The sequence below is a fragment of the Hymenobacter rigui genome (assembly GCF_003944715.1).
Lineage (GTDB): Bacteria > Bacteroidota > Bacteroidia > Cytophagales > Hymenobacteraceae > Hymenobacter > Hymenobacter rigui.
This window is the reverse complement of the sequence record NZ_RWIT01000008.1, coordinates 1-12236: the sequence shown is the minus strand read 5'-3', so window position 1 is coordinate 12236 and position 12236 is coordinate 1. Positions and strand designations below refer to the sequence as shown.

The following is a 12236-nucleotide window of genomic DNA, read 5'->3' as shown; positions in this document are numbered from 1 at the left end:
TGCTAGCATGACAGCGTATCACGGAGAGCAAGTTATCGCCGCTATCCTCAAGCACGATAGCAAGACGACCAGCTACAAAATAGCGCTCCTTCGCTCTATCAACGATGTGGTGCTAATGTACCCTGATATGGCGCGTGGTGACTTGGCTGTAGCTATCCCATTACGTCGGTTAGCAGAATTGTGGGTGGCCTATTATTGGCCTTTCGCGGATGAGTTCGCTCCAATTTACCAAGGAGCTCGCGCTGTTGTTTCCGGCAGTTTGCGCAATGATCTGGCGTTCCGTCCAGCCCTTGCCGCATTGCAGCTTGAGTGGAAACGCACGGTGCAGTTAAGTGTTCAAGCAGGCGATGGATTCTTTTTGCAGGCCGAGATGCGTACTCCGCGTCGGAGAAAATCCTACAGCCAATCGCTTCAATCCGCCTACGATACAGCAGTTGCCGCCGTGGGCAAAGCCTTGCTCATGCCCATCAAGTTTGCCGGGCCGGGGCACTGGTCCATCTTCGCTCAGCCTATCCGCTGTGATCAACTTCCGAGCTCCGTTCGCGCTCTGCCCGGTACCCAGTTGAATGAACTCTGCCTGGTCGTACCAGGCGAATTGTGGGCCGCGTTTCACCGGCTTTCACTTTACGTCGAGGCCCTGTGCATCCACGAATGGTGTTTGTTCACCGAAGGGGTAACGCAAGATCCAGGACGCAATGTTACCCGGGGTGAAGTTTACACGATACTTACGGCTCGTCCCGATAACCGTCGTCCGTTGTCCTGGGAACGCAACCAAATTGACATTTTGCTACACGAAAATGTCCAGTTCACGTGCCCTTGGACGCAAAAGGTCCTTTCCAGCCCCCAACAGTACGATCTCGATCACTTACTGCCGCTTACCATTTACCCCATCAACGAGCTGTGGAATTTATTGCCCGTTGATCGACAATACAATCAGCATACCAAGCGCGACCGTATACCCGATGCACCTAAACTAGCAGCCGCCGAGCCGTGGTTGACGAAAGCTTACGCTAATTACCGGAAGCTAGCTACGCTACACAGCGCGGTGCAGGAGGATGCACTGCTACGCTTTAATGGACTGGAGATGATAGACTTTGAAGCGCAATTGGCTAGGCGCGCAGTTCGCTTTATTGAAGAAGTCGCGACGGCTCGATTTGCTCAGCGGTTTTAATCCAGCAGTCAGCGTGGATCAGTCCACGGCGGTGGCATCGGCAATGGTCATTCCAACGCTTTTGACTTCGCTGGGCGCTTGCGTTTTTAATTTGAAGTGTACCGTACCTTGGGCCGGTAACAACTCATATACAGGATAAGATTTATTAGCTAGCAGGGTGTTGGTTTTGGAATACCATTCCACCATGACCACTGGGTCTTTGAAACGAGCGAGCGTTGCGCGGTTACTTATGTCACCCTCCAAAACCAGCTGATTGATTAGATTACGCCGATGAGCTCCTCTTACTTCCAAGTAATCGCTGGGTGCGCTCTGCTCCAAGGCGAGTAGTTCGGCTCGTAACTCAGCCGCAGACTTAGGTCTATCTTGGAGTTCCATATATGGAGCTCCCGAATATGAATCGGTTTGAGTACAACTGCTCAAGCTGAGTAACAATAAAGGCAGACAGACTGCTACCTGCCGCCGTGTAGCAGCCAGCAGTGGAGAAAGTGTGAGTGGACGCACGGAGAATTAAAGTAAATAAAGAAGCGTCACAATGTAAGGGTTCTCTGCGCCACATCCCACGACAATCTTATCTAACCTAATATTAAGGTGTGATAACTTCCAACGTAAGACAAGTTATCAAGCTTAGATAGTAAGGACTGATAAAATGTTTACTTAGCAGTCATTGCCATTGGCTCTTATCAGACGTGACAGGAATACCTATATGCATAGCTAAATAACTGATGATGTATTTTTTAACAATAGATCTGTGCGTAGCTCACTATGCTTACTGACTGAGGTAAGATGGAACACTCCTCAACATTTGCAGAAAGTTCCTTTCACTTCTAAGACCATGATTTGGACTCCTACAAGTAGTGTAATGCTTCTGGGGATCGTACTTTACTGCTCTTACGATTCTTTCATCAACGTCTTGTAGGCTTGGGTTAGCCTCTCAGTTGAAGCTTGCGCCAAGGCTTGTGCCCAGGCAGGTTAGGGGACAAGTAAGGCGGGGTTAAAATCTAGGCCATATAGAAGAGCTCGAACAATTATACCGAAAGGCACAAACAATGTAATCGTCTTTCCATCAATGCATTAAAGTTAATTTACTAATAGAATTAGAAGCCCTTTAAAGCTCCTCCTATATTTGCCTAACATGGCTGGCAGAACAAGTACTGACCTTAAAACCCAGTAGATTGTTTCCCTAAACCACGGTTGGATTCTCCATTAATCCTCAGCTAAAAACACTAAAGTATGGGCAAACCATTCCGTAGCGAGCTTGACAAGCTACCTAGCACAATTGAACATATCAACTCTCTTGATCTATCAAATCTGATACATGAATTCAAGCCCATGATGAGTGGATCGCTTCTAGCAGTCGGCTCAGGTGGTTCCCTGAGCGCATGTTATTTTGCTGAAATTCTTCACCAAGAAGTAGGCCATTTTGCGAAAGCCTGTACTCCACTGGAGCTCTACAATTCAGGTAACATAATAAGAAATACTAATGCGCTCATAGTGAGCGCAAGCGGAAAAAACAAAGATATCTTAATTGCCTTTGATGTATTAGTCAAAAACGAACCTAACTATATGGTTGGTATTTGCACATCACTTAAAACACCATTGGCTAACAGATCTGAGAAAAACTCCATAACCAGTATTTTTGAATTTCCACTTCCGGCTGGAAAGGACGGATTTCTTGCAACAAACTCTCTAATTGCATTCTTTTTATTACTAGCCAATACTTATGGATACTCGACTAAACATATTGATTTTAAAATCGCAGAATTTGAACAACAAATCAGCGCACTCAACATATTAAATAAATATAGCACATTCAAGGTCTTGAGTAGCGATTGGGCTAAGCCAGTCGCTATTGACATTGAATCAAAATTTACTGAGGCTGCGTTAGGGAACGTATTGATCACAGATTACAGAAATTTCGGCCATGGAAGACATCACTGGTTGGCAAAACATGAAGAAAGCACTTGTGTAATTGCTCTAATTACTCCGCAAAATAGACTTATAGCTGAAAAAACAATTGGCCTTCTACCTGATACTGTTTCTGTGTATAAAATAGAAACAGAACATATTGGCCCATTAGGAACAATAGATTTGCTCATCAAGAGCTTCTATTTTGTACAAGCTGTAGGAAAATTGGTAGGCATTGACCCTGGAAAACCGGGAGTGCCAGATTTTGGAAGTAAGCTTTACAATATGAGCTATGCTTCGCTACTAAAGCAAAGAGAAAATTCGGATAGTTTGACAAATTTATTTATACAGAGAAAAATATATCCTCAGATTTTAAGCACACTTGATGTTAAAAGTAAAAAGTATTGGGATGACAAACAAAGTCAGTTCTACGTGAGGCTGCACAAAACCTCCTATGGAGCAGTTTTACTTGATTATGACAAAACTTTGTGCTCACATAAAAACAGGTTAATAGGGCCAGACATACAGATTATCACTCAGATTGAAAGAATAATTAATAAAGGTTTTATTGTTGGGATAATCACTGGTCGCGGCAAGTCCGTAAAAAACGATTTGAGAAAATTGATCCCCGATAAAAGCATATGGGAATCGGTCATTATTGGTTATTATAATGGAGCATACATTACTTCGCTTTTAGACGAAGAACTGCCAATTATTAATAATAATGGAACGGATGTACTTTCAGAAATCTCATCTAAAATACATGGCAGCTATATAGCTGATAAAGTAGAACAAAGCCTGCGGAATATGCAGCTTACAATAGAAGCAAAGTCTGAAGCTAATTGGCCCATGATCAAAGATGCTGTGAATAACATTGCTTTCAAAGTTAGAAATGCTAATTTTCTTGTTACCGAGTCTTCTCGATCGATTGATATAATAAAAAGACCTGATGTATCAAAATTGAACATAGTGCCATTTGTTCAAGAATTATTGCGAGCAAAAGGTTTATCAGAAAATTGCCTAACAGTTGGGGATAAAGGTAGTTGGCCTGGAAATGACTTTGAATTACTATCTACGCCTTTTTCGCTAAGTGTCAATGATGTAACTAGTGACCCGGAAACGTGTTGGAATCTCGCACCCCCTTCCGTTAGAGATTCTGATGCTTGCCTGTACTATCTACAAGCTTTGCATATTGCACCAAAAGAAATGAAATTCAATTTGCAGTAACCATGAATAATATATTGGCCGAAAGGCTTTTGGTGAAAATAATGAATTGGGAGCCTGAGCAAATAAATACGGAGAGGCCTCTAATTCAAGCGCTAGCGAGCTTAAAATATGACGAGTACCAACAGTATTCGTCTGGGATGCGATTTACTGCGAGTTTGGTAAACTGGTTAAATCAATTTGACTCACCCGCTGAAAGAAATGTTGCATACAACTTCATCAAGGAAAACTTGATTTTTATTTCACATGCACAAGTATCCCATTTAATAAATATATGTTTTCCAGAAATTATTGATCCGGTTCTCACTGAGAAAGCTGCTCGGTCTTTATGTGTACCAAGCTATTTAATTTCAAAAATTAAGAAAAGCGCTACGTATGCAGAAGTAAAAAGAAAGGCTCTATTTCTTGGCCTTAGCGACGGCGCTAAAATTGATCAATTAAGAAGATTTAACCACTTAGATAACGAGCAAATATTTTCATCTTATCATATTTCTGCTGACAAACAGGAAGAAATGATCAAAGAACTTAGTGAAAAGTACAAGGACGAGCCTAAATTTACATCAGTTTTTCTAGTAGATGATTTTACTGCCAGCGGCTTAAGCTACTTTCGTGCTGCAGAGGAAAAGGGCAAGGTTCTTAAATTTCTTAAGCGCCTATTCTCAATCGATGCATTAGTACCACAAACAGGGAGAAACCTTAATGAGCTAATTAATACCGATGAATTGGACCTCCATCTTGTTTTTTATATAGCAAGAAGGCGTGCATTGGATTATCTCAATGACTCGATCAGTGAATGGAAAGCAAAACATTCTCTTTCCTTTGAGCATTCTGTAAAAGCAGTTCAAATCATAGAGGATACTGACTCAATAGACTTAAGCAAGGAACACCAATTCGTAGAATTGTTAAAGAACCCTAAGTATTTTGATGCCTCTATAGTTGACGGTCACTTTAAGAAAGGAAAGCATTCTAAACCATATCTGGGATTTGATGAATGTGGGCTTCCACTTGTGTTGAGTCACAATACCCCTAACAATAGTTTACCTATCCTATGGCTTCCCAACGATAAAGACTTCGTTGGCTTGTTTCCGCGAGTAACCAGACACAAAGATGACGACAAGGCTTAGAAATCCTTTCAAGGTAAGAACATCAGAAAAGATAGATTCTGATGTGAGCTTCTTACGCATCTATAGCCCAAGTATTCTTGATACTCTGATAGAAAAGCAGAGAGAAGAGAAGTTATGGAACAATGTACTTTTCATCCGTAGCTCACCTGGTGCAGGTAAAACATCGCTATTGAGAATTTTTGAGCCCAATACTTTAGTAGCTCTATTCAACAATAGATCTCAAGCTAAACTAAAGGACCTAAAAGAGTACCTAAGAAAGCTAGGCGTTCTCGACAATGATTCAATCAAGTTGTTAGGCATAAGCTTGCAATGCACAAGGAACTATGAAATTCTTGAAGATCTTCCTATTAATGACGTTCAAAAAAAGAGGCTATTTTTCGCATTATTAAATGCCCGCATAGTCACTGCTACTTTACGAGGCATTATTACCCTTCAACAAAAATCATTTCCTAATGACCTCGAAAAAATAACTATCAATTACAAAAACGAGCATGGATACTTTAGAGGCTTACAGTTTCCATGTAATGGCCAAATACTATACAAATGGGCTGAGGATATAGAGGCTAAAGTTTATGCAGCATTGGATAGTTTTTTACCAATTGAAAAAATTCAGCCTGAAGGACATGAAGAGTTATTTGCTTTTAATGCATTCAGCTCAGACAATATTTTTTACTCAGGGAACCTAATAAGTGAAAGAATTTTGTTCATGTTTGATGACACTCACAAACTGTCAGTAAAACAGAGAAAGGTATTGATTACTTATATAATTGAACAAAGAAGAGAGCATACTATTTGGATTTCCGAACGACTAGAAGCACTTAGCCCAAAAGAGAACTTGCGCTCATATCTTAAAAGGGATTATGAAGAGATAAACCTAGAAGAAATATGGCAGAACAAGGAAAGCAAATTTAGAAATATTGTTTCAAACGTAGCTTCTAGAAGAGCAGAAGCTTCATCCGAGGACATAAATTCTTTTGAAGAACATTTAGAAGAATATAATAATGAAGAAGCTTACGATGAGAATTACGAAGCAGCTTACGCTAAAAGCATTGGAACGATTCATAAAATAGCCTCATTTAATCAGACGCATAAATTTGATAATTGGATAACCTATTTAGAAGAATTTGAAGGAACGAAACTTGAGAGAGCATGGATGGCTAGGTCCACCGAGATTGTCGTGCGACGCCATGTTGATAACAGACAGTTATCACTTGATGTACCTTTTACAGTTAACGAGCTAAAATCTTTGATAGCTTCTGACATCAAAAATGCTAGCGAGTACCTAATTTCACATGAAAACAATATACCTTATTATTATGGGTTCGAACGATTAGTAAAACTCTCGTCGTTTAACATCGATCAGTTCTTGCAACTAAGCGCTGACCTTTATGAATCTATGCTTTCCAAGTCAATGCTCTCTAATAAAATTGCTGCGAAATCAATAACACTAACAACATCGGAGCAGGAAAAAATCATACGCAGGGTCGTAAATCAAAGATGGAAGGAGCTAAATATCCTCATTCCTTATGCAGAACCTGTAAAAAAATTTTTAACTAAAGTCCAGGAATTTGCCTTCAAAGAGACGAACCGGACTACTGTTCCGTATGCGCCAGGTGTAACAGGCTTTGCTATCAAAGCGCCAAATAACACTAGGTTAATACCCGATGAGCACTGGTTAGAAAACGAACGCTTCTCAGGACTGATAAACGTACTTTCAACGTGTTTATCTTACAACCTATTAGAAAAAAGAACAATAAAACAAGGTAAGAGAGGTGCTGAAGCAGTGGACGTGTTCTACCTCAATAGATGGCTCTGCATGTACTTCAAGCTTCCATTAGGATATGGGGGGTGGCGCCATATCAAATCTGACGAACTTCTTAAGTGGACAAAATAATGAGCAATCTTCGCTGGAGCCCGTATTTACTTCTCTCCGGAGATAAAGCAACTCATACTCTTTCTTTACACTTCGGCGGAACTGAACACCGCAAGCTCCTTTTGATTCTGGGAAAAGGATTTGACGTACGCATGAATTATGTATTAAATAAAATCAAAGAGTTGCCTGCAGATATAAACTTGGATTGCTTGCTTATTTGTTTCAACGATGGCTCAGATTTAGAAGATTCTAAGCACAAACAATACGTAGATTCGAACATCGAAGAGCTAAGAAGGCTTGTTCCTGAATCTAATATTCGCGAAAAAAATATCAATATTTGGAAAGAAGAAGGAAATAGAAGACGACGAGTAGGCGACAGAGATGCGGCATATCTAATAAAGGACTTTCATGAGCTAGCGGGATATACAGACATAATAATAGATATAAGCGCACTTCCCCGCAGCATATATTTTTCGTTAATTGGCAAGGTTTTGTCAATTATCGACAATAGGCCAGTTGAGTCAAATGCCCCTAATCTAATTGTTTGCGTAGCAGAAAATCCATCTATTGATTCCAATATCAACGATGAGGGTTTAGATAAAGATGTTAGTTTCTTGATGGGCTTTATGGGTGGTATCAAACCCTCACCTGCTGAACGGACTGAGCCGTTAATATGGCTGCCATTGCTAGGGGAAGGCAAGAAGAGCCATATGCAAATTGCAAGCGAAGGTTTAGTGCCAGATGAGATCTGCCCAATATTTCCCTATCCTTCGAAAGTATCCCACAGACCAGACAAACTCCTTATCGATTACAACAAGCTTCTGTTTGATGAATTGAGAATTGAACCCCAGAATATTATGTACGCTCCAGAGCGCAACCCTTTTGAGGTCTATAAAATATTAGTGAATACCATAAAAAATTACAGCAAGTCGCTTAAAGAGTTAAATGGTTGCAGAGTTGCAATTTCCGCTTTTTCAAGTAAGCTACTTTCAATTGGAACTTTGCTAGCTGCATATCAAATCAACAATGTAGAAGGTGACGTAAGGGTCGGGCTTACAACTGTTGATTCTCAAGGCTATAGTCTAGAGAAGGGATTTAACTTTGAGCAGACCAGTCTGTCATCTGAACTTTTTGTAATTTGGCTCACTGGAGAGCCTTACGAAGAGGATGAGCAAACAATTGGAAAACATTAAGCAGCCTGTATGCATTGGCACAGGGCTTGTCGCACTTGATATAGTGCTAAATGGCAACCCTATTACACCACCTGCTTACTACGCAGGTGGATCTTGTGGTAATGTTCTAACCATCCTTTCTTTTTTAGGGTGGAATACTTTCCCAATAGCTCGGCTTTCCACAAGCACCGCGACTGATATACTACTTGAAGACATAAGAATATTTAAAGTCAATGATGAACTTATTTCTACTACTAAAGATGGCAGTACCCCGATTATAATACACCGGATTTTAACAGATAAGTCGGGCCGCCCAAAGCATAAGTTTGAATTCAAAAATCCTTACAACGGCGGTTATTTGCCTTCATATAAACCGTTTCTAGCCAACGCAGTTGAAAGTGTGGTTACTAAGAGAGAAACATGTGATGTATTCTATTTTGATCGTTATAACAGAGCATCAATCAATCTAGCAAAGTTCTATAAGTCGAAGGGTGCATTGGTATTCTTCGAACCCTCTAGCGCTAAAGATATTAAGTTATTCAAAGAATCTGTTGAATTAGCAGATATTATTAAATTCTCACAAGATAGAATACCAGAGTTTGAATCTTTATACCCTCAACCTGTATCTTGTATAGAAATCAAGACTTTAGGAGAAGGTGGTTTATTATTCAGAACACGAGAAAATAGCGATTGGATATTAAGCGAAGCACTAAGTATTGATCATGTTGTAGACACAGCTGGTGCCGGAGACTGGTGCTCTGCTGGGCTTTTATTTTATCTACATAAGATGAATATGTCTGCGAAGCATCAATTTAGCATCGATATAATAAAAAAAGCTCTAAAATTTGGACAAACGCTCAGTGCCTATAACTGCGTTTTCAAAGGCGCAAGGGGGGCCATGTATCATTTTGATATAAATTCTTTAATAAATAGTGCCCAAATGGACGCTGTTAAAGATACAAACAAAATACAATTGCCTCAGCTTGATAAAAATATCAGCTTCAAAAATAACATAGATTATAATCTAGAAAAGGTATTGAGTTAAAATTACAACCCTAGATTTTGTGCTGCATTGAAGCGCTTCACATCATCTAGTCGTGCATAACGCTCAATCATTGCATCTGTCTTTTGCTTGGTTTGATTCTTAATAGCCTTGTTGGATTGACCTGCTTCAACTGCCACTGTCACGAAGGAAGCTCGCAAGGAGTGAGCTGTATAAGCTGGTCCTAAATGAAGCTGCACAAGATCATTGACACTTTGATCACTTAATCGAGCTTTTCCAGGTTGAGCTGGACGTTGCGTATTACCCCGGCTCATTCTAGTAAACAATGGCCCACTAGTGCGATCCAAGCATTCCATCCATTCCTGAACAGCTCTTACTGGACAATAATCAGCACTAGGAGCGTAGAATACGGCCTTATCTTCCTCATAGCCATATTGGTTCGTTTTGCTACGTCGCAAATGAATCACCAATGCTTGCCGTGTCAACTCTATATCCTCAACGTTTAGTGCTACAAGCTCCGACCGGCGAAACGCTCCAGCAAAACCAAGTAATAATAGAGCACGATCTCGGAGCCCAGTAGGTGTTGTTATATCCATCGCCCGGATTGCTTGCTTCAACTCTGCCACCGTAAAAGCTGGCGCTTGTCGTTGACGCTTACCAACCACCCGTGCAACGCCATCCAGAACCACGCTCAGTGCCTCATGATTGGTAGGGGAAGGCTGGCCCGCGAGTTGATGAAGTTTGCTTATAGCTGCGACATGCCTGCGAATGGTCGCCAACTTCAAGCCGCGATCAGCTAACTGCGAAACGTACGCTGCAACCGTCGTCACATCCGCCGGCAAATGCACCAAGTTGTGGTGCTCGCAAAAATCCTGGAAGCTACGTAAGTCGGCCGCGTACCCGCGCTTGGTATTCTCCGCGCCGTGTAAGCCTGCCTCGACGTACTTGGCCACCGAGGGCGGCAGCTCCACCAAGGCGTGATTCCGGGTGGGCACGACCACCGCGAGTTGAGCTGACTTTTCCATGCGCTATATAAATAAGGAGTGCCGACGAGTTTTCACCCCGAAAATAACACTTTTCAACTTAGTACCGATAAGTAAGTATTATCGGTACTAAGTTGGCCGTCGCATGGATGGACTGACGTCGTCTTTTTCTGGCAGCGGCTCGGAGCTTAATTCCTAGACCGGCTCCGGCTTCACCTGATAGGAGTCCCAGATATCCGCATTGGCCCGAGCTTCCTTCATCTGCGCGATGTACAGGCGCTGACCATCGCACCGCAAATTGATCATACCATAAAGTAGCTTCTGGGATTCCAGATTGGTCGAACGCGCCAGTTCCGTGGAAAACACCAGCGGGCGCTTGCTGCGGCTGTATTTACCCGCGCAGCCAATAGCGTCCGCCCGCGGGTGGGCATAGGACTCGTTATCGCCCGAGGAGATCACGGTGGCCAAAGGGTTCATCAGGGCCATAAAGTCTTCCGTAAACTCAGAGGAACCGTGATGGCAGCTTTTGGCTACATCCACCTGAAAGGGATTCTCATTGCTGAAATGTCCCATTAGGTGCCGCTCCGCCTGGGTATTGAGATCGCCCCCGAGCAGCAGGGAGCAGTCTCCGAACTCCACCCGGAGCACTACGCTGTGGCCGTTCACCGTGTGGGATTCGTCTTCCAGCCATGGGTGCTCCCATCGCCCGTGGTTTTCCGTGCAGACCGGCCCGAGTACACGAAGCCGGAAAGGCTGGCCATCGATCTGCTCACTCAATAGCTCAGTATTGTCGAACCGTAGCCGCTTCACGGCCTCCAGCCGCCTCTCTTGATGCGCCTTTTCCAGCGCGGTAATGAAGCGCACGAACATCGCCTGCAGCCCGCCAGCAGCGCGCAGCGCCAGCAGATCATCCAGAGTGTCAAAGTTAGTCTTGAGGTACGTCACCCCATCACCGGCCTGGTAGGTTTCACCCAACCCCGAGTTGTAAGGCGGCTGGTAGGCATTGTTGCGCTTCGCACATTTCCCAATCCCGTTATGGTAGACGGTACCGAACGTGAAGCGGGAGTCGGCTAGCAGGTCCGTAAAACCATTGTAGTGATCTTCATCAAAATGACTGACGAACAGGCCGTCCAAATGCACGGAATGGCCGGCGTTGAGCAGATGCTTGTATTGCCACTTGACCAGATAGGATTTCAGGTGGGCATCTGGTCCGGCATCAATCAAGAAGCGGTAGCGCCCCACTTCCAGTAGGCTCCCATCGCCTTGCCCCACATCCAGAAAGTACATTTTCAAACCCATCCGATCGGTGGTATCCTCTACTTTCATCCACCCCGATTTACCCATCGAGCGTACATGATAATAGCCGTCCACCGCATCCGGGTGCAGCAGTCGCAAATAAGAGCCCATCAATAGGCGATTAATTATGCGACTCAGGCGAGCACCGGTGGCTTCATCAGCAGCATAAAACCGGGCTTCATTGGTTCCAACGTAAAGATGATCAGGCATGGGATGAATAACAGTATAGGTGGACAAAGCAGCAGCGCGTGGGCTGCCGTCCAAAACCACCTGCTCTAAGAGAGCCGGGGCAACTGCCTACCCACTATTTATATTACTTAAATTATATGTAAATCAGAAATTAGTTGACTCTTCGGGCTATAGCGGATTCATGAACGGTGTAGCTGCCGTCGCCTAGCGTACGTAAGCAGGTATATGCAAGCGTATTCGATGGATTTGCGCCAGCGCGTGGCGCAGGCGCTGACTGAGCCCGGAGCCCGGCAGGC

Annotated in this window: 9 protein-coding genes; 6 read left to right on the top strand and 3 right to left on the bottom strand. The window is 43.2% G+C overall.

What is annotated here, in order from left to right:
* The first annotated feature begins 7 nt into the window (after nucleotides 1-7).
* The gene (locus EI291_RS14515; protein WP_125421297.1) at nucleotides 8-1171 is read left to right on the top strand and encodes an HNH endonuclease domain-containing protein; all 1164 of its coding nucleotides are present in this window, start codon (nucleotides 8-10) and stop codon (nucleotides 1169-1171) included.
* Between the two features lie 18 nt (nucleotides 1172-1189).
* Here the strand turns inward: EI291_RS14515 and EI291_RS14510 are convergent, their stop codons facing one another.
* Nucleotides 1190-1546 carry a hypothetical protein gene (locus tag EI291_RS14510; protein ID WP_125421294.1) on the bottom strand — a complete coding sequence of 119 codons (357 nt, stop codon included), beginning with the start codon at nucleotides 1544-1546 and terminating at the stop codon, nucleotides 1190-1192.
* Nucleotides 1547-2401: 855 nt separating this feature from the next.
* Here EI291_RS14510 and EI291_RS14505 point away from each other — a divergent pair.
* The 5 genes from EI291_RS14505 to EI291_RS14485 are packed head-to-tail and all read left to right on the top strand — an operon-like array spanning nucleotide 2402 to nucleotide 9514.
* Nucleotides 2402-4303: an HAD family hydrolase gene (locus EI291_RS14505; RefSeq protein WP_125421291.1), complete on the top strand. Its 1902-nt coding sequence runs from the start codon at nucleotides 2402-2404 to the stop codon at nucleotides 4301-4303.
* Nucleotides 4304-4305: 2 nt separating this feature from the next.
* Nucleotides 4306-5424 (top strand): phosphoribosyltransferase-like protein, encoded by a 1119-nt coding sequence (locus EI291_RS14500; RefSeq protein ID WP_125421288.1) that lies wholly within the window; start codon nucleotides 4306-4308, stop codon nucleotides 5422-5424.
* The gene (locus tag EI291_RS14495) at nucleotides 5408-7318 is read left to right on the top strand and encodes an ORC-CDC6 family AAA ATPase (RefSeq protein WP_125421285.1); all 1911 of its coding nucleotides are present in this window, start codon (nucleotides 5408-5410) and stop codon (nucleotides 7316-7318) included. Before EI291_RS14500 ends, EI291_RS14495 begins: the two co-directional genes overlap by 17 nt.
* The gene (locus tag EI291_RS14490) at nucleotides 7318-8490 is read left to right on the top strand and encodes a hypothetical protein (protein ID WP_125421282.1); all 1173 of its coding nucleotides are present in this window, start codon (nucleotides 7318-7320) and stop codon (nucleotides 8488-8490) included. The genes EI291_RS14495 and EI291_RS14490 overlap by 1 nt, the downstream gene beginning before the upstream one ends.
* Nucleotides 8465-9514, top strand: coding sequence for a carbohydrate kinase family protein (locus tag EI291_RS14485; protein ID WP_125421279.1), 1050 nt, complete (start codon nucleotides 8465-8467; stop codon nucleotides 9512-9514). Before EI291_RS14490 ends, EI291_RS14485 begins: the two co-directional genes overlap by 26 nt.
* Before the next feature lie 2 nt (nucleotides 9515-9516).
* Here EI291_RS14485 and EI291_RS14480 read toward each other — a convergent pair whose 3' ends face one another.
* Entirely contained in the window at nucleotides 9517-10497 is a 981-nt protein-coding gene (locus tag EI291_RS14480) for a tyrosine-type recombinase/integrase (RefSeq protein ID WP_125421276.1), read from the bottom strand.
* Nucleotides 10498-10650: 153 nt separating this feature from the next.
* On the bottom strand, nucleotides 10651-11988 hold the full coding sequence (locus EI291_RS14475; protein ID WP_148103412.1) for a ComEC/Rec2 family competence protein: 1338 nt from the start codon (nucleotides 11986-11988) through the stop codon (nucleotides 10651-10653).
* Between the last annotated feature and the right edge of the window lie 248 nt (nucleotides 11989-12236).